Genomic DNA, 22,479 nt, shown 5'->3' on the forward strand with positions numbered 1-22,479 from the left:
GATATCCGATGTAAAAGTGGATACCGAGGTCTTTTGGCGTTTATCGTAACATACTCAGCTGTATGATCAGTTCATCTGCTCCGTCCTTCTGTCCAGACCTCTGTAAAGTGCAATCACACTTGATCGAGCGGTTCATCGTCCATAGCAAAATCAAAATCATCAATATCAAATACCTGTACCGGAGATTCCGATTCGATAATTCGGGCGATCAATTCAACCTGATCCGTCAAAATAGGAATGCCCAGACGTTGGGAGGTGAGCAGCAGCTCTGTCTCGATGGGATCAAAGAACTCTCCAAACTGTGCAGTATCCATCGCGTTAATAATCGTAAGGGATACCTGGTCGCCGAACAGGATTGCAGGGCTTTTGGCCCAAGGAACAGATAGCGCTCGTTCAATTTTTTTCTTGTTTAGAGGTTCCTCGAAGTACGAGATCATTTCACCGATTTTAGTTTTAACGTGCTGGTCATCTGCCGGATTATCCATCATCGGATCAGCACTGCTTTGAAATTCATATAATTCAAGGATGGTGGTGTAAGGAACAATATATTCAACAGGCGCTGGCGGCGCAAGTAATTGACCGTAGATGGCCACCATCACGGCTTCGGTAACAAAGGGACGTGACATGGTTCCTGAATCCTCCTGAGGACGATAATTGTCGTTGATGAATTCATCTGACAAGGAGAAAGATGATGTTTCCTTGCATCAGATGCATGTACCTGAATTGCATGAATAGAAGTATAGCATACAACTGTGGGAAATACATCCAATCCGCAAAAGTGTACATGGTTATGCTGCGGTTCAGGATTTGCCGCCTAATAATATGGCCAGAATACCTGCTGCAATCAGCGGGCCGACCGGAACCCCTTTGAACAAGGCAACACCAAGAACAGTGCCAATCAGCAAGCCTGCTACAACAGTGGGCTGTGCAGTCATCAGCGAAGCACCTCGTCCGCCGAGGAAGGCAACGAGCATGCCTACGCCAATAGCGAGCAGTGATTTCCAGTGCAGGAACGATTCACCGACGGTTTGCAGACTGATCTTACCGCTGGCAAGTGGTGCCATGACACCAATCGTCAGGATGATAATACCCACAGTGAGGCCGTACTTTTCAAGCCAAGGAAAGGCCTGATTGACATTCAGCACACGAAGCAGCAGCAAAAATACCATCGCAACAGTCACCGGGGTATTGCTGCTGATGATGCCAAGTGCCGCAAACCCAAGCAGCAGGAGGGAGGTCATGTCCATTGATTTCATTGCTCCACGGATTGAGGGCCTGATGTGCTGTTCATATGCTCTGACTTGCTAATGATATGTTCTGCAATATATCGCCCATGCCAGCGACCTGACTCGATAAATACTTCGTTGGCATTACGCCCGGATGCGATAACACCGCCGACGTAGATGCCTGGTACACTGCTTTCCATCGTTTGCGGATTGTACATCGGTTTATCCATATCTTCGGACATTTCTACACCGATGGAAGTCAGCAGCTGGCGATCCGGTCTGAATCCGGTCATGGCGAGCACAAAGTCATTGTCCAGTTCGCTCTCTGAACCGTCGGCGTGTACGATGCGGATTGAATTATCCAGAATTTCATTCACTCTCGAGCCGAGATGAAGTGTAATGCGATTTTTCTGCACCATACTTTCGAATAATGGACGAACCCAAGGTTTAATGTGGTCGGACAGACCCGTGCCTCGGTAGACCATATCGATATGTGCCCCGACCCGGACAAGCTCCATGGCAGCATCAACGGCGGAATTACTTCCACCAATAATGGCTACGCGTGTCCGAGTATACGGATGGGCTTCACGGAAGTAGTGGGTTACTTTGTCCTTCTCTTCCCCGGGAATACCGAGATAATTCGGGTGATCAAAGTAGCCTGTCGCTACAACGACATGACTACCTTGATGTACAATAGCTTCGCCGCGCCGGTTAACTGTATGTACCTCGAATGTGCCATCTTCTTTGCGCTGAATCTCACGGGCTTCCTCATAATTATGAACGCGCAGGCCGAAATGTTCGGCGACTTTGCGATAATAGGCAAGTGCTTCATAACGAAACGGCTTGTCATTCGGACTGCTGAACGGCACGTTCCCGATCTCGAGCAGCTCGGCTGTACTGAAAAACTGCATATGGGTTGGATAGAGATAGATGGACTGTACGATATTATGTTTCTCAATGATAACCGCTGACAATCCTACCCGTTCACACTCAATTGCCGCGGACAGACCGCATGGGCCTCCGCCAATAATAATGACATCTTCCATGTTCATAATCCTCCTTCATTGCAAGCAATATAATCCTACCGTAAATAACACTTCAATGCCAGTTTTCACGCAGGAGTACGAATAGAAAAATCAAAAAAACGATAAGATTGACTTCCCTAAAACAATAGACTAATATCAAATTAGATGATCATCTAATTAATAGAGGGGTGCATAACGATGCAGCTGGAGAAAATAGTGGCCTATCACAAAGCCATGGCTGATCCTACCCGGCTTCGAATGCTGCTGCTTCTGTCCGAAGGAGAACTGAATGGGCAAGCGCTTGCTGAGCGTTTGAATCTGTCGCAGCCAACCGTGACACATCATGCAGCCAAGCTGAGAGAAGCTGCGCTCATTCAGGAGCGGAGAGAGAAAAATACGGTGTATTTCACATTAAACCCTTCGTTTATCCGGGAGCATGCGCAGGCCTCGGTTGATTTTATTTTCAAAAGAAAGGAGCATTCTGATATGACCGATGTTAACGAGACACTTAAAGCCTCCATCATGAGAAATTTCTTCTCAAAGGATGGCCGGCTTCGACAGATTCCGGCACAATACAAGAAAAAGCTGGTTGTGCTGGAGCATCTGGTGGAGCAGCTTGAATTCGGACGCAAGTACAGCGAGAAGGAGATCAATGCGTTTATTCAGAATTATCACGAGGATTTTGCCACCCTGAGGCGGGAGTTTATCATGCATCAGTTCATGTACCGGGAAGACGGAGTGTATGAGCTGAATCCACGTGAAATGTGGACCCGCTGGGATCAGGTGAATTAGAGTAAAGAGCGCTCTCAATTCAAATATAATTCCAATGCAATTCGAAATAGGCTTGACAATTATATGCATGACTGTGTAACATGATGGCATATTCTACAAGGGAGGCGATGTTAAATGACAAATCTAACGGCATTATACGTGGACTTGAATAAAAACAGCGTCTCCGGAACGGATCAGGGCACATTCATTTTGGCATAGCAGGTAGGGATAGACCTATTCATGTGATGCCATAATGTTATGACCTTCAGACAAAGTCACGGGTGACGTACCCGTGGCTTTTTTTGTGCCGATGAGGGAAGAATGGGCAGGTTTGGATAATGGAGGAGATGCAGGTCAACCGTTATTCCATATGCTGTGCAGCCTTCTCTTTATTTCGGATAACTTAAAGTTGCCGCGGGTGTGTAAACGCTCGTGGTTTTTTTTGTTTGGAATCTGTAACCGGAGAAGCAGGACAAATTGCAAGACGAAGATGCTCATAAGAGCAAACATTAAATCGTAAAATGTAAACGATCTGGGAGGAATTTTTATTTTAAATCAAGATAATAAAAAGACTATTGAAAGTAGTAAAAGAGAGGCTAATGAAAGCAGTAGTATAAAAGAGGTTATTGAAAGCACTATCGAAATTGAAAAGAACGGTATTCAAAGATATGGATGGTCTGCGGCATGGGAGAAGGTGTGGACGGAGGAGCAGCAGGAAGAAGCATCCAGACAGCCTGCCCGAATTATAGCGGATCATGGACATATGCAGCGACTGATTACAGCAGACGGAGAATGTTGGGGCAAGATGTCAGGACGACTTCGGCATGAGAGCCTGGAGTCAGGCGTTTCCCCCGCCGTCGGTGATTGGGTAGCTGTAGCGTGCAAGCCGGGTGAGGAAGCAATTATTCATCACCTGCTTCCGCGCCAGAGTCGTGTGTCCAGACAGGCGGCAGGGCCGATAACGAAGGAGCAGCTCATTGCGGCCAATGTAGATACGTTATTGGTCGTTGCTGCGCTTAATCATGATTTTAATCTCAGAAGACTTGAAAGGTATGTGTTAATGGCCTGGAATGGGGGCGTAAGACCCGTTATTGTCCTGAGTAAAAGTGATCTCTGTGACGATGTGCAGACACGAATCAGTCAGGTGGAGGGCATTGCTCCGGGAGTAGAGGTGCTGGCAATCTCGGCAATCGAGGGACAAGGGAAAGAGCAGTTGGATATGTATCTGAAGCCTGGGGCAACGGTGGCACTTACTGGCTCATCGGGAAGCGGCAAGTCCACTTTGGTTAACTGGATGATGGGCAGAGAGGTGCAGATTACACAATCCGTTCGTGAAGGGGATAGTCGAGGCAGACATACAACGACACATCGGGAGATGTTTGTATTGCCGCAGGGAGGCGTCCTGATCGATACACCGGGCATGCGAGAGCTTCATCTGTGGGATGAAGGAGAAGATGGGCTGTCTCAGGCATTTGGCGAGATTGAAGAGCTGGCCTCTGCATGCAAATTCATGGATTGCAGCCATACAAAAGAAGAGGGCTGTGCGGTCAAAGAGGCGATCGAGAACGGAGAGCTTGAGGCAAAGCGGCTGAGCAACTTTCTCAAGATGCAGAAGGAGCTTCAGTATCAGCGTCGCAAGGAAGAGGTGGCTTCAAGAAAACGAACAGCGTCAAGTAAACCGGCCAAAACACGTAAGGCCAAGCACGCACATCGGGTCAAGGATTGGGAGCAGTATTGACAGTAGCCGGGGAAATCCGCATCTGCCTTGCATAGGATAGGGCAGGAGGGATGACAACATGCCGAATTATAGAATTATCGTAGATTTGTCCGACCATATGTTATATCTGCTGGACGGAGATCAAGTTGTGAAGGGATATCCTATAGCCACGGGAAAGATGCTTACAGAGACGCCAAGCGGCGAGTTTACCATTGTGAATAAACAAGAAAATCCCGGGGGCCCCTTCGGTGTGCTCTGGATGGGATTGTCCGAGCCGCACTATGGCATTCACGGCACCAATCAGCCCTCATCCATTGGCAAGTCCGTCTCGCATGGCTGTATTCGCATGTATAATTCAGACGTGCTGGACCTGTCCTCCAAGGTGCCAGTAGGCACGAGAGTCACGATCCGGCCCTAGGCCGGATCGCTGTATCTCACCAGAAGCTGTATCCCATCAGAATCCTGTACCTCACATGAATGGTAAGAAAATGGAGAAGGGAGTAAGACCATGATACGGATCAGACAAGCGCGTCAGGGGGATGCACAGGCAATCGCTTATGTACATACTGAGAGCTGGAAAACAACGTATCGAGGAATTGTGCCTGATCATGTTTTGCATCATTTGACAACTGAATCGAGATTGCCGCAGTGGGAGAAGCAAATACGCTCCGGCGAAAAAGATCAGATTTTGCTTGTAGCGGAGGAGCGGGACGGGAAGATTGTCGGTTTTGCTTGCGGTGGAAAGGAACGGGAAGGGAAACTTCCTTATGATGGTGAGCTCTATGCTATCTACCTGCTGCAGTCTTATCAGCATTCAGGAATAGGCAGACAGCTGGTCCAGCGGATAGTTCAACATCTTCAGAAATGTCAGATGCGCACCATGCTGATCTGGGCGCTGGAGCGTAATCCGGCTTGCCGGTTTTATGAAAAGTTGGGGGGAATCCCTGTTCATACACAGCAGATTCGTATCGGGGATGAGGATGTGGCAGAGGTTGCTTATGGCTGGTCTGATTTGACCGTTTGCCTGACTTCGAACGAGGTTAATGAATGAGACATCGTTTTTTCATATGTACATTCTAATCTAAGGATCGGAGGCGTGCGTAATGACTTTAATGGATAATCAACGTACAGCGGCAACCTGGACGAAGCAATATATTTCAGGCAAATGGGTGGACGGCACAGGTGAAAAAATGCTGGAGAACATCAATCCGTACACGGATGAAGTGATCGCTGTATGGCGTTCGTCCAGTAAAGAGGACATAGACCGGGCGTATCAGTCTGCGAAAAAAAGTGCAGTGGAATGGAAGGCAGCTCTGCCATCCGTTAAGGAAGGGGTGCTTCGCAAGATGTCTTCCTTGATGAACGAACGAAAGGAAGAGATCATTCGGCTTCTCATCACGGAATCAGGCAGCACACGAATCAAGGCAGAAGCGGAATTTGCAGCGGCAAAACGTGTTGTAGACGAGTCGGCTTCATTTCCTTTTCGAATGAAAGGAGAGCTGCTCCCGTCAAATACGCCTGGCAAGGAAAATCGTGTACTCCGTGAACCCAAAGGTGTAGTTGGAGTCATTGGGCCATGGAACTTTCCGCTGCATCTGTGTCTGCGTTCGGTTGCGCCAGCAATTGCACTCGGTAACGGTGTTGTCATCAAACCTGCATCGGATACTCCGATTACAGCGGGCTGGCTGATTGCCGATCTGTTTGAACAGGCTGGCCTGCCAGAAGGGGTATTAAATGTTGTTGCCGGAAGCGGCAGTGAAATCGGGGATTATTTCGTAACCCATCCGGTTCCCAAGGTAATCTCGTTTACAGGCTCTACGGAAGTCGGACGAGGCATCGGTAAGCTCGCAGGTGAGCAGCTCAAGGAAACTGCACTGGAGCTTGGCGGCAACAACGCCATGATTGTTTTGGAAGATGCCGATATTGAGCATGCGGCTCAGGCTGCGGTGTTTGGCAAGTTCCTGCATCAGGGACAGATCTGTATGGCGCTTAATCGAATCATTGTGCATGCGAATATCTACGACAGGTTCCTGCAATCGTTTGTAGACAAAGCGAAAAACATTCAAGCGGGCGATCCTGCTGATCCGAGCACGCTGGTGGGACCATTGATTCGCCAAAAAGAGGTGGAGCGTCTTCTGAAACTGGTGAAACAGGCTGAGGAAGAAGGGGCGAAACTGCTGCTGGGAGGCACACATGAACAGGCCGTACTTCAACCGACAGTGCTTGCAGATGTGAAGCCGGGCCAAGGGATTGTGCAGCAGGAGCTTTTTGGCCCGGTCGCATTAATTATGAAAGCAAAGGATGAACAGCAGGCCATTGAACTGACGAACGATACACCTTACGGGCTTAGTGGCTCGATATTTACAACGAATCCGGAGCGTGGTTATCACGCAGCTCAGCAGATCGAGTCCGGTATGGTGCATGTAAATGATCAATCGGTAAATGATGAAGCTCATGTGATGTTTGGCGGTGAAAAATCGTCAGGGATCGGCCGCTTCGGCGGAGAATGGGCCATTGATAAATTTACACGTACACGCTGGATTAGTCTGCAGCATCAACATCGCGACTATCCGGGTGTGAAATGAGTCGAATATACGGAAAGTACGGGTAGTGCTCTCTGTCACAGAGGTATGTTCGCTATAAAGCGACAAGAGTTGTGTAAAGCCTGTCTCAGCGCTGTTGGGACAGGCTTTTGCATCATTTTACAACCGGTTCAGATAGGGCGCTGTTTCCGTAAAAAAAGCTGTTTGGGCTCGTCTTGATCTGGTTATTTATGGATACACGGAACGAAGTGCTCCGTAAATATATGGCAAAGGGGCTTGGAACTCATGTCCATTGACCGCTTTATTTTAAGAAAAATAAATACCTGTCAGGAAGAACATACACGAGCCAATCTGGTCAGACTATTTGTCATTCGTATTCGCAAAGCCGAGATCGCGGAGGAGCATGAGGTGGCCTATGCTCTGGAGAAGATGTAACTAAGCAGGAATGTGTGCGAAAGTTAAACAGCAATTCATGCGAAAAAGGAAGCTTGTCCCTTGAGGGGAGGCTTCCTTTTTCATGGTAACGTATAAGCGAAGGAGAACGGGGTCTTCTTCAATGTGTCCTTCAATATAAAGATAGAGCAAGAGAGTCATTTTCACTACGGCTGTGAAGGATCGCTTCGCCACCTACGATTTCAATACTAATCAAAGAGTGCAGACATTTTTGCAAAGCGCGTTTACCGTTACTGATCTTGTGTTCCAAAGCACTGCTAAGCAAGCGTAATGTTTTTTGCACAGGTTGTTTGTTTTCTTGATTAAAGTATACAGGGATTGATTTGTTTTGAAATGTTATTAGAGTTCTCACTTGAAATCACCTCACGAGAGTTATTTCATACAGGTAATATTAAATACCAATGCTTAAAATTACCTTAAAATCAGCTTATGAAAACATAAAGGTGCATAAAGTTTGAAAAGTGTTCACAATTCAATTGTGGGCGAAGCAATAGAAGTCCTATTTAGTATACTATAATCTGCAAATAAATGGAAGAAAGTCCGAAGCTTTCGCATCTTTGCATTTCTTAAATCAAACAATGACACGAAAGTTCTGAGTCGAATGGACGATATTTTAATATATACGTGGGTCATATGTAACAAAATTACAGCTGGTACGTTGCAAACAAGGGTTTTATATAAGAAAATAGGGTGGAATACCGTTTCATCCGCATTTTTTTGATTTAATCTGACATTAGGACATTTTACATATGAGACTTTTGGGAGGGATTCACATGATATTAACCGTGTATTCCGGCCGGGAGGAAGGCGAATGGTTTGACATCGATGTTCCTGATGAATGTACCATTGAACATCTGAAGACGCTGCTGGGTGTGCGCATTTTCGGGCAGGCTCCGGGAGATGGCATTCAATATATTCTTGAGGCCAAATTTCCTGAGGGACTGTGGTTTACCCCGCAGAATACCCAGCAGTTAATGGAAACAGGGCTTCGTCAGGGAAGCTGTGTGCGTGTGCAGCGCGCATTTTCAACCACTTCCGAAGAGGCGCCGATCTATGGAAGACGCTCCTTATTTCAACAAGAGAGCAACGAATAGCGCTCTAAGGCGTATCATTCATTAAATGAACGATTAAAAGGAGGTCTTTTCTTCGTGAATGTGTTATATCAGCGTTCTCCAAGAATGACACCGGTTCTAAAGGAAGAGGGACTCGAAATTCTCAGGCCGCCTTCCGAACCGAACAAACCTACATTTTCAATGATTTCAATTATTATTCCCGTGATGATGACAATGGTCAGCATCGGTTTTTACGTATATATCAATATGACGGGCAAAATGAACAACAGCAGTTATATGATGTTTCAAATGATGACTGTTATGATGATGCTCACTTCATACACGATTCCTTTTTTCGTCTATCTTAGCAACAAAAAGACCTATCGCAAAAAGATCGAGGAACGTAAAGCAATGTATCTTGCACAACTGGACAAACACCGTGAAGAGCTGAAGGAAGCGCAGGCAGAGCAGGTAAAGAGTCTGCATGAGATCCATGGTGATCCGTCCGTATGTTTGCAGATTGTGAAGAATCGCAGCAGTTCGCTTTGGGAGCGTTCGCCGGAGGATGATGACTTCCTGCAGGTGCGAATTGGTACAGGAGAAATTCCGTTTCGGATCAAACTGCAGGTTCCGCGTATTGATGGATATGAAAAGGATGAGCTGATTGAAGCAGCACACGAGCTCGCTGCTGAATTCCAGACGGTTCCGGATGCATCCATCACGCTGCCGTTGTTCGAGTCCAAGGTGATGGGGCTTGTGGGTGATCGGGAAGAAGTTATGGCTTCGCTCCGGGTCATTGTATCCCAGCTTGCGGTAAGGCATTCACCTGACGAGCTGAAGCTTGCTGCTTTCTATGAAGAAAAGGATACGAAGGAATGGGATTGGCTCCGCTGGCTGCCGCATATTTGGGATGAGGATCAGGGGCAGCGGTACATGGCTGACAGGCACAGCAGTGCGCATCAATTGGCGGACAGCTTGTTTTCCGTATTAAACCGTCGCCGGAACAATAAAGAGGACCGATATAAAAAAGCGGTGCAAACACCATGCTATGTTGTGATTCTGTCAGATACCCAGCTGATTGAAGAGGAACCTTTACTGCCGCTGCTGCTGGAGGCTGCGCAAGAGATTGATGTGTGCACGATTGTACTGGCGAACCGCAAACAATCGCTTCCTATGCATTGTCAGTTAATTATGGAGGCTGGCAAGGGCAAAGGGCTGTATATCAAAAAAACGGAAGATGCGGATGTCATTCAGCAGCTATACAAGCCGGATGCCATCTCCAGGGAGATGGCTGAGGCATTGTCTCGTTATATGTCACCGATTCGTCTGAAACGTTCCTCTGCTTCGGAGATTCCACAGGTGCTGCCATTATTTGATATGCTCAGCACTTCGCGTGTGGAGGATCTGGATGTCGTATCCCGCTGGGAACAGACTCGCTACCCCGATACTCTTCCGGTACCGATGGGAGTAAGAGCCGGAGGCAAGAAAATAGCGATTAACCTGCATGACAAAATCGAGCGGCAAGGCCATGGTCCACATGGCCTGATTGCTGGCACGACCGGTTCAGGTAAAAGTGAGGTCATCCAGTCCATCGTTGCTTCGCTGGCTGCAGAGTTCCATCCTCATGACCTTGCATTTATGCTGATCGATTACAAGGGTGGCGGCATGTCCAATACGTTTGTTGATCTGCCGCATGTGGTAGGTACAATCACCAATCTGGACGGCAATCTGATCGAGCGGGCGAATGTTTCACTTCGGGCAGAGCTGGTCAGAAGACAGAAAATTCTGAATGATGCTGGAAATCTGCAGCACATCGATGAGTATTACAAAATTTTGCGATCCAGACATGAGCAGCCGCTGCCGCATCTCGTTATTATTATTGATGAGTTTGCTCAATTAAAGCGGGATCAGCCGGAATTTATGGATGAGCTCATTAGTATTGCAGCTATTGGCCGAACGCTGGGCGTTCACCTTATTCTGGCAACCCAGAAGCCTGCCGGTGTTGTCGATGATAAAATATGGAGCAACTCGCGTTTCCGTATCTGTCTTCGTGTACAGAGTGAAGGAGACAGCCGGGATATGATTAAAATTCCAAATGCGGCCTGGATTACAAAACCGGGTCGAGGTTATTTTCAGGTCGGCAGTGATGAAGTTTTTGAAGAGATGCAGTTCGCCTGGAGCGGAGCGCCTTATAACCAGCAGGAGGATACTTCGACGGTGCTGCCTGTCATGGAGGTGCGCCTGAATGGCAAGCGAGAGCCTCTCCTGACTGGTGAGCGAAGAGCCGTGCTTAAAGGGGAGGATGTTCCTAAGCAGCTCCAGGTATTTATTGATTATGTGGCCAAGGCGGCCGCAGATGCGGGCATTAATCGGTTGCCGGGGCCATGGCTGCCACCGTTGCCGGAGACACTGGAGCTGGAGAGCTTGCATGATTGGAAGCAGGAGCGCAAGAGTGAGTCTCTGCTTGACGCCGGCACGAGTGGTCTCAAGCCTGTCGTAGGCATGCTGGATGACCTGCCGAATCAGCGCCAGCTGCCGCTGGCATTGCCTATGGATCAAGGGCACCTCGTAGTATACGGAATGCCTGGTCTTGGCAAAACAACGTTTGTTCAAACGCTGCTGATGTCTCTGGCCAGCGCGGAGCGAACCGAGCCATGGAATGGATACATTATTGACATGGGCCGAATGATGAAGGACTTTGCAGTACTGCCGCAGGTCGGCGGTGTGATGATGGCCGAAGAGGAAGACCGGATCAAGCGCTTATTCCGTTACATTGTCAAAATTTCATCACAGCGAAAGGATATCATCTCGGAGGCAGGCGTTAAAACAATTTCGGCATATCGTCGAACAGCCCATACGGCTGTGCCACAGATTGTAGTGGTCATTGACGGATATCTGTCGTTCCGTAATGCTTACCCGGACGAAAATGAATTGTTAGAGACCCTTTTGCGTGAAGGCGGCAGTCTGGGCATTACCTTTGTGCTCACAGCGAATCGGGTAACGGATATTTTTGAAAAATTCAGAAGCAACATTCCGAATGCCGTTTCGTTCGAGCTGTCTGATCCGAGTGATTATTATTATGCGGTAGGACGGCCGTCCAAGGCTCCGAGTCAGCTGCCTCCCGGCAGAGGTCTGGTGAAAGGACAGGTGCCTCCATTGATGTTTCAGGCTGCGCTGCCTTCTACCGGAGCGGATGAGGGGGAACGCTCCTCTGCACTTCGCCGCACAATTGCAGCGATTCGCCAGAACTGGACGGGTGAAGAAGCACCGCAAATTGCACCGCTTCCGGATGAAATCAAGCTGAAGGACCTGCTTGTGCGCACAGGCTCGTTTGGCAAGGCTTGGGAGACTTCAACTGTTAATGTACCCGTTGGGCTGCTTACGGACGATCTGGAGCCGTTTGAACTAAATCTGCGTGAAGGCCCGCACTTTATGGTGACCAGTCCGATGGAGGGGGGCAAAACGACATTTTTGCAAACCTGGATGTTGTCTCTTGCCTATCATGCATCCCCAAAGGATGTGCAAATATACACGGTTGATATGAGGTACGGCTCAGGAGGGCTGGGCGAGATCAGCAGTTTGCCCCATGTCCGTGGACATGTATCGCGAGAAGAACAGCTTGCGCCTGTCATTCAGGAGTTGTACGATGAAGTTCTGAAACGCGGGGAGATTGCGGGAGGACCGGCCATCGTGCTCGTCGTTGACGATGCGGATACGCTGTCCAAACAGCTGACTGACTTTAATGTAAAAGATCAGCTCGGGGTCATTGTTCGTCAAGGAAGAGACAGGGGCATTCATGTTATTCTATCTGGCGTGCCTGCGGACTTTCCAACGTTCGGCTCCGATTGGGTAAGTGATGTAAAAGCTTCTCAGAGTGGATTGCTGTTCGGGACTTTGGACCCTAATGATCTGTCGTTCTTCCGTATTCCTTATTCGGAATCCGGGGGCAGCACAAGTGGGCTGAAGGTACTGCCACCAGGTCAGGGTTATTATATAAAACGCAAATATTCCAGGGTTAAAGGTGCAGTTCCATGCGATAACAGCTGGAAGATGAACAATTGGATTTCTGAAATTCGTGACCGATGGCATGTTGTAGTTTGAGGGGAGGTGGCTCATAATGTTGACGGTTCATGATTCTAAGCAAAAGGTAGTCACACTGCAAATTAAGGAACTGTTTTTCCTTGCCGGCATACTCGGTTCCGATCGGCTGCTGGGGGTGGAAGATCCGTTTCGCGGTTATATGGCAGAAGAGATTGCCATGGAGTGGGAGCGTGTCAAAACCTCCTTGCTGGATAAAGGCTACTTGATTCAGGATCAAGATACCAATGAGCTGATCATGACTCCAACCGTTTTTTCGAGAGTAGCTATAGCCGGGTTGTCGGACAGGGCATGCTGGCTCCGCTATACCGTTTGTGGCAAGTCGCATGAAAGTTATATTCATTGTACGGATGAACGGGTCGTTGAAGTCACCCGCGCTTCGGATGCTTCTGATTCATTCCGTCTCCGTGATCTGGGCAATGTACGTGAAGCCATTGATATCCTCATTGAGAGGATGAAATGGAGTGGTCATTCTCCAGCGGAGAAGCCGGCATTAATGTGTTCCAAGAAAAAGTTTTACGATGTGATGAATGGTCTTGAGGCCTTTGAGGTGCAGTCTCTCGCAGATGAGCTTTCACAGGAAACGAGTGATCCTGAAGGCTCGCTTGCTCTGGCCCGTTGCCTGACGAGCAAGCAATCGGATGGAGAGCTGCGATTACTCGTATGGGGGCAGGAGGGATGGCGGTCGCAGTCGGCTGCATTCACTGCTAGTCCGGCTTCAAACTGGTTATTCCGCATGAGCACAACAGCTTCAGATGATTGGCTTGTTGCAGCGCTCACAACAAAAGAACAGTTTCACGAAATGCTGCTGGACTGGCTTAAACAGCCTGCAGGGGAAGAGGAAAGGTGATGGTAAATGCGCATTCGTGTGGAACCGGATGTGCTTCGGGCACTGAGCAGGCAGATTCAGTATGCAGCGGAGCAAATACAGCAAAAAATGGCAGTGTTGGATCAGGCAATTCATTCGCTGGATTGGGATATCGAATCTCGTGCTGCGGTGATGAGTGAATGGGATCGCAGTAAACGTCTGGGGGAAGATGCTCTTCGTCGATTGATGGACTTAAGTGTGCTGTTAGGTCGCAAGGCAGTGTTGTTCCAACAAGTAGATATGGATTATCGTTCCGTGCTGACTCATGTCAACGTTGCCTATGGTAATGCAGTCAACATGCTGAATGTTCTTCAAAGCAGCAGTGCAAGCGAAATTCTGCCTGCCCGTGCTGCTGATGTAGCTGTTGTATCCGATCCCCTTTCCGCTATGGCGGCAGTGTATCGAATACAGGATACAGCCCCGCCCGATGGTTCTCCGGCTACTCTTGTTCAGGCGATGCAGCCTGAGCCTGTCGCCTGGAGATTCAGGGACCCTTCCTTTCGGGACAGGAGAGGAACTGAACCTGTAGTTTCCTGAGCATGCTGCGAAGCGAAAGTACAGCAGGAAATAAATTTAATTGTAAATAGGCTGTTAGTTGAAGTTTCATGGGCCGAAAATGGGGTAAATAGGATTAGGTCCTTCGGCTTTTGTCCGATCGATCCTTGTATAGTACAATTTGAACAAACCAAAACAATTGCACACATCAAGGAGGAATTTAACAATGGCAGGACGTATTTTAGTTACCCCGGAACAACTGGATCAGGTGTCTAACCAATTCAAACAAAGTGGAGAGCAAAGTCAGCAGATCGTATCTACTTTGACTCAATCCATCACTAGCATGGAAGGTCAATGGGAAGGTATGACGAAGCAGCGCTTCTTCCAGGAGTTCCAGGAAGCAAGCAAACAAATGCAGTCTTTTGTTCAAACACTCAACAGCATCAGCGCAGAATTGTCAGCAATTGCGACTAAATTCCGCACTGCAGACCAAGCTCGTTAATCTGCTGTACATAGATCAGGGCGATGAGGGCAATACAACCGCCTTGAATATATGCGGGCAGCAAGAACAAAATTGTGCAATTTATCAACAAAAGGAATTGTACAATTACAGCGAAACCGGGTGTATTCACGCCCGGTTTTTGTTGCAACTATGACACAAAGACAGAGAGAGGGATAAGCATGTCTTTTCAACTGAATCCCGGGGATGAAGTGGTGATTAACGACATTGCCTATACGATTGGGCAGCATCCGGCTGCGCCGGGGCTTGCTTATGCTCAAGCCGGGAGGCAAGGGATTGTTTATCAGTTAATTCCCCGCGGCGGATCCGTTCATGGGGCAAAAGCACTAAAAGTATTTTTTCCGAAATTTCGTATCCCGGCGATGGTATATCAGTCTGAGCATATGGAGCCATACAGTGAACTGCCCGGGCTGCAGGTATGCAGACGTGAAGTGCTCACTCCGGAAAGAAACGGAGCGCTTATTGGAGAACATCCTGATCTGCTGTACGCCGTGTTGATGCCATGGGTACAGGGACTGACCTGGTTCGATGTGATCAGTGACCAAAAACAGCTGACATCGGAAGAAAGCCTGAAGCTGGCAAGAGCACTTGCGGGCACAGGTTCTGCGATGGAGCAGCGCGGACTGGCACATTGTGATCTGTCTGCGCCTAATGTAATGATTCCGTTTTTTTCCGAAGTGCAGAACTCGCAGCTGACTTCTGCAGTTGAACTTGTTGATGTCGAGCAGATGTATGGTTCCAAGATGGATAGGCCAGATGCGCTGCTAGCGGGCTCGCCCGGTTATGCAGCCCATCGTACGGTGCATAGTGGTCTGTGGAGCTCTTATGCCGACAGGTTTGCCGGTGCTGTCATTATTGCGGAGATGCTGTGCTGGTCAGACCCGGTCATTGTCGAAAAAGCATGGGGAGAAAGCTATTTTGATCAGCATGAGATGCAGACTGCCAGCGAGCGTTATTTTGCTATGCGGAGTTCTCTGGAGAAACGCTGGGGCTCCAAATTATCAGATCTCTTTATCCGGGCTTGGGAAAGCCATGACCTGAGCAGCTGTCCAACCTTTGGTGAATGGTACGTTGCTCTTGCCGCTGCAGATACAGAACAGGCGGAAGCGCTTCTGGTTCCACCTGTCGAAGTGCAAGATGATGCACAGCATTTGCCAGAAGTTCCTGGGGATACGGAAACTGAGCACGATGCAGGACATTCTGATCATAAGGGCAATACTGCCGCTGGTATGTCAGGTGCCAAACAGGCTCCAGAACAGGAAGCTGTGGTGAATCGTTTGTTCCTTCAAGCCAGAGCATTGGAGGATGAGGACAAACCGGCTGCTGCACTGGAGGTATACCGCTCACTGTATCACTTTATTCCGAGCAACAGTGCGATGCAGATGGAAGTGGAGGCGGCGATCAAGGAGCTGGAGGAACGGATTCATGGAAGCAAGGAAAGCACAGAGCCGGCACCGATTCCATTTTACCGTTCCAAAAAATTCATGATCTCTTCAGCGGTGCTTATTGTGCTGCTGGCCGGGGGAGTGCCTACAGTTAAAATTCTTGCCGATCAGGCTGAGGTAAAACAGCAGGAAGCTGAGCGTTTGGCTGAAGCAAAGGCCGCTGAGGAGGCTGCTGCTGCCAAGCTCAGGCAGGAAGAGGCTGACAAGCAAAAGGCCGCTGAAGCTGCGAGGCTTGCAGCCGAGGAGAAGAATAAGCTTGCGGAAGCGAAACAAAAGGAAGCGGAAGCGAAGAAAAAAGAAGCAGAACGTAAGGCTTTGCAAGAAAAATATGATAAACAGGCAAAATATGAAGCTTACCTGGCGAAGCAGGAACAGCAGAAGAAAGAAGCTGCCAGAAAGGCATTGCAGGAAAAATACGATCAGCAGGCCAAATATGAGGCGTATCTGGTGTGGAAAAAAGAAAATGATGCTAAAATCGCCAAACAAAAGGCAGAGGCTGAAGCGAAGCGAAAGCAAGAGCTTGCTCAGAAGGAAGCACTCAAGAAAAAGCGTGCACAAAACGTGGTAACACTGATCGCACATTATAACAAAGCTTATAACGCACAAAAAGGCAGAAAAACGGATAATGCTCTTTCTTATGCCCGGGATTTTAAAAACCTGTACAATACGGACGCATCGTATTTCAAGGGGGTAGGAAAAGTGGCTGTACGAATGAGTGCAATCAACAAATTTTTGAGCAATTCCAAGTATACGCTGCCTGACCTGTAACTTTATATTAAATAATAGAGGTGACACACTCTAGATGAACTATACAATTCAAGCATCACAGCGCACCCCTGCACTTATTATCTATTTAATTGATATCAGCGCCTCGATGAATATGGTTTTGGATAATCGGCGGCGAATTGACATCGTATATGATGCTTTATCCTTGGCGATTCGCCAGATGGTGTTTCGTTCAACCAAGGGAAATCGGCTGACGCCGCGGTATCGGATTGCTATTTTGGCATACAGTGATGACGTATATGATGTGTTAAACGGCATTAAAGGAATAGACGAGATTGCCGCAGCAGGCTCACTGCCTGATTTGACTCCAAGACGTTTCTCGGATTCAGCGAAAGCATTTCTGCAGGCGGAGAAAATTTTGCAGGCAGAAATACCGAATATGCAGGACTGCCCTGCTCCACTCGTATGTCATATGACGGACGGCGTTGCGACAGGCGAGGACCCGGAGCCGATTGCCAAACGCATTATGGGCATGAGTGTACCCGATGGCAACGTTCTGGTGGAAAACATATTTATTAGTGATCATCTGCTGGAAAGCCCTATTACAGAACCGAGACGCTGGAAGGGCATCTCTCCAGAAACCATACTTCAGGATGAGCATGGTGAGAAATTACGCAACATGTCCTCCGTGCTGCCTGAAAGCTATCGTGAAATGCTGGTGGAGGCTGATTATTTGCTTGCACCGGGAGCGCTCATGATGCTGCCTGGCACTTGTGCGGAGCTGGTTTCCATTGGATTCCAGATGTCTGCTGCGACACCTGTAAGATAGGAGGGGAATCATGCGAGCGATGCGTATGGCTACATTGTCTGCCAGTGATCGGGCAGGTCATGCCAAACAGGGGCATGAACATTTTCGCTATGTAAGCGTGCAGACGGGAGAGCAGCCGTTGACACGTTATCAGGGCAGGCTGAAGTGCAGATATGGTTACGGCCGGGCAGCGGAGACAGTGAATCAAGGTGATGCAGGTCAAGACTTTGTTGCAATTCGCATGCAGGACAATGTCTGTCATTTTGTATTATGTGATGGAGTTGGTATGAGTTATCTCGGTGATTTTGCAGCCCGTTTTCTGGGCAACGCATTGCTGGAATGGATGGAAAAGACCCCCAGTCTTACAGCTGAAGGCATTGAACGTTACCTCCAAGACGTAACAGATGCGGCTTCCAAGCAGCTTGAACAGTTACAGCCTTTGGACAGCTCGCCGCTTCTGCTGCGGGAGGTATTAATGGAGAAGCGGAGCCAGGGAAGCCAGACGATGTATGTATGTGGGCGCATTGCGCTGACCTCGGGTGGACGTAAAAGCAAGGTATGGCTCGCTTGGCAGGGTGACTCCAGAATCCGGCTCTGGTGTAACGGCCAGGAGCAGTCCAAGCAGTTTCAGAAGCATTGCAGCACCAATGAACGATGGTCTACACGCGAAGGTCCTGTAGGTGGCAAACCTCATGTTTTTGAAACGAAAGCCTCGTCTAATGATTCTTGCCGTCTTCAATTGTATACAGATGGCTTGAATGATCTGGATGCCATTGATACGTACATTCCAGATGAGCATATTCAGGTGCTGCTGGATGCCGCCCATACGGGCGGTCTGGAAGATGATGCCGCTTTCATCGAAATCGAATGGTAAATTTTATTTGAAAATTGTTGCGGGTGTTGATTTAAAAGCTGCTCGTTTTGGGTAATCTTGTGAAGAATTGATTAAACTTCAGGTTGGATCGAATCTTCTTACATAACTTCCAAATCGAAGGAGTGACTAAGTGATGACACAACACAGCAACAGGCCCCAGTTTCAAGGCAAGGTAGCGATCATTACTGGAGCGGGCTCCGGTATTGGGAAAGCGACAGCACTCAAGCTGGCGAACGAAGGAGCGCATGTGGCACTGTTTGATATGGTGAATGATCGGATCTCGCAGACGGAAGCAGAAATTAATGCACAGCATGAAGGGGCCGCGAGAGCCTTTGATGTAGATATATCTGATCCGGCACGGGTGGAAAAGGCTGTGCTTGAAACGGTAGAGCTGTTTGGCGGTTTGGATATCGTATTTGCCAATGCAGGTATTAACGGAGTATCCGCGCCAATCGAGGAAATTCAGGTGCAGGATTGGCAGCAGATCATTACAACAAACCTGGACGGTACGTTTTTCACTGTGAAATATGCACTGCCTCATCTGAAAAAACGTGGCGGGGGTAGCGTTATTATTACGAGCTCGATTAATGGAAACAAGCGTTTCTCCAGCTTCGGAATGTCAGCCTACAGTACATCAAAGGCAGGACAGGTCGCTTTTGCCAAAATGGCAGCTCTCGAGCTGGCGAAATTCAAGATCAGGGTTAATGTCATCTGTCCTGGCGCCATTGCAACTAATATTGATCAAAGTACCATTAAAACGGACGATCTGCAGGATATTATTATTCCCATTGAGTTTCCTGAGGGGCAGCAGCCACTCGCGGACGGACCAGGGCAACCTGAGCATGTGGCCGATCTGGTGAGCTTTCTCGCTTCGAATGCCTCCAAGCATATTACGGGTGCAGAGATTGTCATTGATGGTGCAGAGTCATTGCTCAGTTGACCCTATAGAAAGACAGGGGCGGGAAACCGCAGTCAGCAGGATAAAGTGCAATGACAAGATGAGTCATGGCTGCACATATCTACATGTTATGCATATAGCATAGTCGTTCCTTCGGGACGGCTTTTTTTGTTATAATGCTAACGACCGAATTTTGAACTTAGGGGAACGAGAATAGATATTGAAATTAAGAAAATAAATGTTGATGTAACTTAGGGAAACAAATAAATATTGAACTTGGCAAACAAAAGTGAAGTGATGGAAACGATTATTGAAGGTGTGAAAGTGATCTCGAAATAATGAAGCCGAATATGCAAAAAGTGAAAAGAATATGCAAGTGATAGAAGAAAACGAAGTGGTAAGACATTCCTTAGGAGCGATGACATGTACACTGATTTACCGATACAAGCGATTATTCCGGAATTGCAGCAATGCTTCCGTGAGCAGGATACAGCTGTTCTCATTGCCGAGCCCGGAGCAGGGAAGACATCGGTTGTGCCGCTGGCTATGCTTGAACAGCCTTGGCTTGAGGGCAAAAAAATCGTGATGCTGGAGCCGCGCAGGCTCGCAGCCCGCTCAGCTGCGTCAAGAATGGCAGCAGCCTTGGGTGAAAAGACAGGGCAGACTGTTGGATATCGTGTGCGGATGGATACACGGGTTAGTTCAGGTACTCGCATTGAAGTAGTGACCGAAGGTGTGCTCACGCGCATGCTGCAGCAGGATCAGGGACTGGAGGATACCGCCATGATTATTTTCGACGAATTCCATGAGCGGCATCTGCACGGTGATCTGGGACTTGCTCTTGCGCTGGAATCCCGGGCCATGCTACGCCCGGATCTGAAGCTGCTTGTGATGTCGGCTACGCTGGACCCGGCTCCGGTCAGTAGTCTGCTGGGGGAAGGCACACGTATAGTGCATTGTGCCGGACGTACATTTCCGGTGGAAACGAGATATGTGCCCAAACCGGCTGCGGTTGAACTGGAGAGCTGGACTGCACGCACCGTTATTCGGGCATTGACGGAGGAGCAGGGAGATATTCTGGTATTTCTGCCTGGAGCCAGAGAGATACATCGTACGGAACGGGAACTGATGCAGGCTTCACTCCCCGCTCAGGTGAATGTACATACGCTGTATGGCAGTATGGCTGCCGAGAAGCAGGATGAGGCGATACGTGCCGCTGCCGAAGGCTGGCGCAAGGTGGTTCTGTCTACTTCGATTGCGGAATCAAGCCTTACGATTCCAGGTGTGAAAGTGGTCGTGGATGCGGGACTGAGCCGGGCATCATCGTTCTCGGCCAGAACAGGTATGAGCCGGCTTGTCACACTGCCGGTGAGTAAAGCGTCCGCCGACCAGCGGCGCGGACGTGCGGGGCGGATTGCCCCGGGGGTGTGTTACCGGCTGTGGAGCGAGGAGGCTCATGGGGCGCTGCCTGATACAGCGCGCCCGGAAATCGCCTCCGCGGACCTTGCGCCGCTGGCGCTGGAGCTTGCCGCCTGGGGTGTCCAGTCTCCAGCCGAGCTGAGCTGGCTGGACATCCCGCCTGATGCGGCCTACGCGCAGGCACAGGCGCTGCTGCGCCAGCTGGGCGGCCTGGATGACGCAGGCCGCATCACGCCCCTTGGGCGGCGGATGAACACACTTGGTGTTCATCCGCGGCTGGCCAGCATGCTGCTCCGCGCGGCGGAGCTTGGGCTGGCCAGCTACGCCAGCACGCTGGCGGCGCTGCTGCAGGAGCCGGCAGGCCTCCGCAGCGGCAGCGCAAGTGCTGGCGGCGCGGGCGTGGACCTCCGCCCGCGCGTGGAGGCGCTGCTGGCCGCAGGCAGCAGCGCTATGCCGCCTGCGGCTGGCGCAGACGGCGCTGCCGTGCGCCGCATGCTGCAGGAGAGCCGCCAGCTGTGCTCGGCGCTCGGCGGCCCTGCGGCCGATCCGGTGCAGCCGGATGAGGACAGCTGCGGGCTGCTGCTGTCCTTCGCGTACCCGGACCGGATCGCGCAGCGCCGGGAGGACGGCCGCTATCTGCTGAGCAGCGGCCGCGGGGTTCAGCTCGGCGTGATAGAATCGCTGAGCCGTTCCGCTTATCTGGTCGCAGCCGAGGCAGACGACCAGGGCGCAGATGCGCGTATCCTGCTGGCTGCGCCGTTGCAGGAGCAGACGGTGCTGCGTGCCGCGCAGCACCTGCTGCACGAGGAGGTGCAGGTGGCATGGGACCGCACCACGCGAAGCGTGCGGGCACACAAAAGGCAGCGTATTGGCGCGCTGATTATCAAGGAAAGTCCAGCTGCACAGCCGCCGGAAGAGCAGGTGCTGGAGGCGCTGTTAACGGGAATACGACTGGAAGGGCTGGATATGCTGCCTTGGAGCAAAACATCCCGCCAGCTTGCGGACCGCATGCATTTTCTGCATAAACACCTGCCAGAATGGCCTGATCTGATTGAGGACCATCTGACGGATGAACTGGCCGAACAGCTGACACCCTATCTGACGGGCATGCGCTCCGCAGCAGATCTCAAGCGGCTTTCGATGCATGATGTACTGCTGGGCGGTCTCAGCTGGACCCAGCGCCAGCAGCTGGATGAGGAGGCGCCAACCCATATATTGGTTCCAAGCGGCTCTCGTATCCCGGTGGATTACAGTAATTCGGATGACCCGGTGCTGGCAGTGCGTTTGCAGGAGATGTTTGGTCAGCAGGAGACACCGCGAATCGGAGGTGGACGCGTGCCGATAACACTACATCTGTTATCTCCTGCACAGCGACCTGTTCAGGTGACACGAGATTTGGCGAATTTCTGGCGCGAAACCTATTTTGAGGTAAAAAAAGACCTGAAGGGACGATATCCGAAGCATTATTGGCCGGATGATCCTCTTGAGGCGACAGCAACGAATCGGGCAAAGCCGAGAACAACCTGAAGTTAATTTAAAAG

The 22,479-nt window shown here is 49.7% G+C and carries 20 protein-coding genes; 16 read left to right on the forward strand and 4 right to left on the reverse strand.

Annotation, left to right across the window (positions count from 1 at the left end):
• Positions 1–113: 113 nt before the first annotated feature.
• The 3 genes from IEW26_RS16820 to IEW26_RS16830 all read right to left on the reverse strand — a co-directional run bounded on the left by IEW26_RS16820 (position 114) and on the right by IEW26_RS16830 (position 2,272).
• A complete protein-coding gene (locus tag IEW26_RS16820; RefSeq protein ID WP_111268950.1) occupies positions 114–626 on the reverse strand; it encodes an ADP-heptose synthase in 513 nt (170 codons plus the stop codon).
• Between the two features lie 174 nt (positions 627–800).
• Positions 801–1,247 carry a DUF441 domain-containing protein gene (locus IEW26_RS16825; protein ID WP_111268949.1) on the reverse strand — a complete coding sequence of 149 codons (447 nt, stop codon included), beginning with the start codon at positions 1,245–1,247 and terminating at the stop codon, positions 801–803.
• A 5-nt stretch (positions 1,248–1,252) separates the two neighbouring features.
• Positions 1,253–2,272: a YpdA family putative bacillithiol disulfide reductase gene (locus IEW26_RS16830; RefSeq protein WP_188593157.1), complete on the reverse strand. Its 1,020-nt coding sequence runs from the start codon at positions 2,270–2,272 to the stop codon at positions 1,253–1,255.
• A gap of 177 nt (positions 2,273–2,449) precedes the next feature.
• Here IEW26_RS16830 and IEW26_RS16835 point away from each other — a divergent pair, with 177 nt between their 5' ends.
• From IEW26_RS16835 to IEW26_RS16860, 6 genes are all read left to right on the forward strand, one after another.
• Positions 2,450–3,043 (forward strand): DUF2087 domain-containing protein, encoded by a 594-nt coding sequence (locus IEW26_RS16835; RefSeq protein ID WP_188593158.1) that lies wholly within the window; start codon positions 2,450–2,452, stop codon positions 3,041–3,043.
• Between the two features lie 673 nt (positions 3,044–3,716).
• Positions 3,717–4,760 carry a ribosome small subunit-dependent GTPase A gene (gene rsgA / locus IEW26_RS16840; RefSeq protein ID WP_229729890.1) on the forward strand — a complete coding sequence of 348 codons (1,044 nt, stop codon included), beginning with the start codon at positions 3,717–3,719 and terminating at the stop codon, positions 4,758–4,760.
• A 58-nt stretch (positions 4,761–4,818) separates the two neighbouring features.
• A complete protein-coding gene (locus IEW26_RS16845; RefSeq protein WP_145402730.1) occupies positions 4,819–5,157 on the forward strand; it encodes a L,D-transpeptidase in 339 nt (112 codons plus the stop codon).
• A 90-nt stretch (positions 5,158–5,247) separates the two neighbouring features.
• Positions 5,248–5,790, forward strand: a complete 543-nt coding sequence (locus IEW26_RS16850) for a GNAT family N-acetyltransferase (protein ID WP_188593159.1) — start codon at positions 5,248–5,250, stop codon at positions 5,788–5,790.
• 52 nt (positions 5,791–5,842) lie between these two features.
• Positions 5,843–7,324, forward strand: a complete 1,482-nt coding sequence (locus tag IEW26_RS16855; RefSeq protein ID WP_188593160.1) for an aldehyde dehydrogenase family protein — start codon at positions 5,843–5,845, stop codon at positions 7,322–7,324.
• A 243-nt stretch (positions 7,325–7,567) separates the two neighbouring features.
• Complete coding sequence (locus tag IEW26_RS16860) at positions 7,568–7,717, forward strand: hypothetical protein (RefSeq protein ID WP_167433928.1); 150 nt, start codon at positions 7,568–7,570, stop codon at positions 7,715–7,717.
• Positions 7,718–7,847: 130 nt separating this feature from the next.
• Here IEW26_RS16860 and IEW26_RS30370 read toward each other — a convergent pair whose 3' ends face one another.
• Positions 7,848–8,087, reverse strand: a complete 240-nt coding sequence (locus tag IEW26_RS30370; RefSeq protein ID WP_110892980.1) for a hypothetical protein — start codon at positions 8,085–8,087, stop codon at positions 7,848–7,850.
• Positions 8,088–8,508: 421 nt separating this feature from the next.
• Here IEW26_RS30370 and IEW26_RS16865 point away from each other — a divergent pair, with 421 nt between their 5' ends.
• The 10 genes from IEW26_RS16865 (at position 8,509) to hrpB (ending at position 22,465) form a co-directional block, all read left to right on the forward strand.
• On the forward strand, positions 8,509–8,829 hold the full coding sequence (locus tag IEW26_RS16865) for a hypothetical protein (protein WP_111268942.1): 321 nt from the start codon (positions 8,509–8,511) through the stop codon (positions 8,827–8,829).
• A 54-nt stretch (positions 8,830–8,883) separates the two neighbouring features.
• Entirely contained in the window at positions 8,884–12,888 is a 4,005-nt protein-coding gene (essC, locus tag IEW26_RS16870) for a type VII secretion protein EssC (RefSeq protein WP_188593161.1), read from the forward strand.
• A 16-nt stretch (positions 12,889–12,904) separates the two neighbouring features.
• Positions 12,905–13,735, forward strand: a complete 831-nt coding sequence (locus IEW26_RS16875; RefSeq protein WP_145402726.1) for a hypothetical protein — start codon at positions 12,905–12,907, stop codon at positions 13,733–13,735.
• Positions 13,736–13,741: 6 nt separating this feature from the next.
• A complete protein-coding gene (locus tag IEW26_RS16880; RefSeq protein ID WP_111268939.1) occupies positions 13,742–14,290 on the forward strand; it encodes a WXG100 family type VII secretion target in 549 nt (182 codons plus the stop codon).
• Between the two features lie 184 nt (positions 14,291–14,474).
• Positions 14,475–14,750, forward strand: coding sequence for a WXG100 family type VII secretion target (locus IEW26_RS16885; RefSeq protein WP_110892970.1), 276 nt, complete (start codon positions 14,475–14,477; stop codon positions 14,748–14,750).
• Between the two features lie 179 nt (positions 14,751–14,929).
• Positions 14,930–16,981, forward strand: coding sequence for a protein kinase family protein (locus tag IEW26_RS16890; RefSeq protein WP_188593162.1), 2,052 nt, complete (start codon positions 14,930–14,932; stop codon positions 16,979–16,981).
• Positions 16,982–17,015: 34 nt separating this feature from the next.
• The gene (locus IEW26_RS16895; protein ID WP_188593163.1) at positions 17,016–17,768 is read left to right on the forward strand and encodes a vWA domain-containing protein; all 753 of its coding nucleotides are present in this window, start codon (positions 17,016–17,018) and stop codon (positions 17,766–17,768) included.
• A 10-nt stretch (positions 17,769–17,778) separates the two neighbouring features.
• Positions 17,779–18,621: a protein phosphatase 2C domain-containing protein gene (locus tag IEW26_RS16900; RefSeq protein WP_188593164.1), complete on the forward strand. Its 843-nt coding sequence runs from the start codon at positions 17,779–17,781 to the stop codon at positions 18,619–18,621.
• Positions 18,622–18,754: 133 nt separating this feature from the next.
• Positions 18,755–19,561: an SDR family oxidoreductase gene (locus IEW26_RS16905; protein ID WP_188593165.1), complete on the forward strand. Its 807-nt coding sequence runs from the start codon at positions 18,755–18,757 to the stop codon at positions 19,559–19,561.
• A gap of 381 nt (positions 19,562–19,942) precedes the next feature.
• Positions 19,943–22,465, forward strand: a complete 2,523-nt coding sequence (hrpB, locus tag IEW26_RS16910) for an ATP-dependent helicase HrpB (RefSeq protein ID WP_188593166.1) — start codon at positions 19,943–19,945, stop codon at positions 22,463–22,465.
• Positions 22,466–22,479: the final 14 nt, after the last annotated feature.

It is taken from the genome of Paenibacillus silvae, from assembly GCF_014639235.1.
GTDB classification, from domain to species: Bacteria; Bacillota; Bacilli; order Paenibacillales; family Paenibacillaceae; genus Paenibacillus; species Paenibacillus silvae.

What these genes read in the sequence shown, in the direction of transcription:
- IEW26_RS16875 (WP_145402726.1), top strand. Translation starts at nt 12,905, where the DNA reads ATGTTGACGGTTCATGATTCTAAGCAAAAGGTAGTCACACTGCAAATT.
- IEW26_RS16835 (WP_188593158.1), top strand. Translation starts at nt 2,450, where the DNA reads ATGCAGCTGGAGAAAATAGTGGCCTATCACAAAGCCATGGCTGATCCT.
- IEW26_RS16860 (WP_167433928.1), top strand. Translation starts at nt 7,568, where the DNA reads ATGTCCATTGACCGCTTTATTTTAAGAAAAATAAATACCTGTCAGGAA.
- IEW26_RS16895 (WP_188593163.1), top strand. Translation starts at nt 17,016, where the DNA reads ATGAACTATACAATTCAAGCATCACAGCGCACCCCTGCACTTATTATC.
- IEW26_RS16885 (WP_110892970.1), top strand. Translation starts at nt 14,475, where the DNA reads ATGGCAGGACGTATTTTAGTTACCCCGGAACAACTGGATCAGGTGTCT.
- hrpB (WP_188593166.1), top strand. Translation starts at nt 19,943, where the DNA reads ATGTACACTGATTTACCGATACAAGCGATTATTCCGGAATTGCAGCAA.
- IEW26_RS16830 (WP_188593157.1), bottom strand. Translation starts at nt 2,272, where the DNA reads ATGGAAGATGTCATTATTATTGGCGGAGGCCCATGCGGTCTGTCCGCG.
- IEW26_RS16850 (WP_188593159.1), top strand. Translation starts at nt 5,248, where the DNA reads ATGATACGGATCAGACAAGCGCGTCAGGGGGATGCACAGGCAATCGCT.
- IEW26_RS16825 (WP_111268949.1), bottom strand. Translation starts at nt 1,247, where the DNA reads ATGGACATGACCTCCCTCCTGCTGCTTGGGTTTGCGGCACTTGGCATC.
- IEW26_RS16855 (WP_188593160.1), top strand. Translation starts at nt 5,843, where the DNA reads ATGACTTTAATGGATAATCAACGTACAGCGGCAACCTGGACGAAGCAA.
- IEW26_RS16880 (WP_111268939.1), top strand. Translation starts at nt 13,742, where the DNA reads ATGCGCATTCGTGTGGAACCGGATGTGCTTCGGGCACTGAGCAGGCAG.
- IEW26_RS16905 (WP_188593165.1), top strand. Translation starts at nt 18,755, where the DNA reads ATGACACAACACAGCAACAGGCCCCAGTTTCAAGGCAAGGTAGCGATC.
- IEW26_RS16900 (WP_188593164.1), top strand. Translation starts at nt 17,779, where the DNA reads ATGCGAGCGATGCGTATGGCTACATTGTCTGCCAGTGATCGGGCAGGT.
- IEW26_RS16820 (WP_111268950.1), bottom strand. Translation starts at nt 626, where the DNA reads ATGTCACGTCCCTTTGTTACCGAAGCCGTGATGGTGGCCATCTACGGT.
- IEW26_RS16865 (WP_111268942.1), top strand. Translation starts at nt 8,509, where the DNA reads ATGATATTAACCGTGTATTCCGGCCGGGAGGAAGGCGAATGGTTTGAC.
- IEW26_RS16890 (WP_188593162.1), top strand. Translation starts at nt 14,930, where the DNA reads ATGTCTTTTCAACTGAATCCCGGGGATGAAGTGGTGATTAACGACATT.
- IEW26_RS16845 (WP_145402730.1), top strand. Translation starts at nt 4,819, where the DNA reads ATGCCGAATTATAGAATTATCGTAGATTTGTCCGACCATATGTTATAT.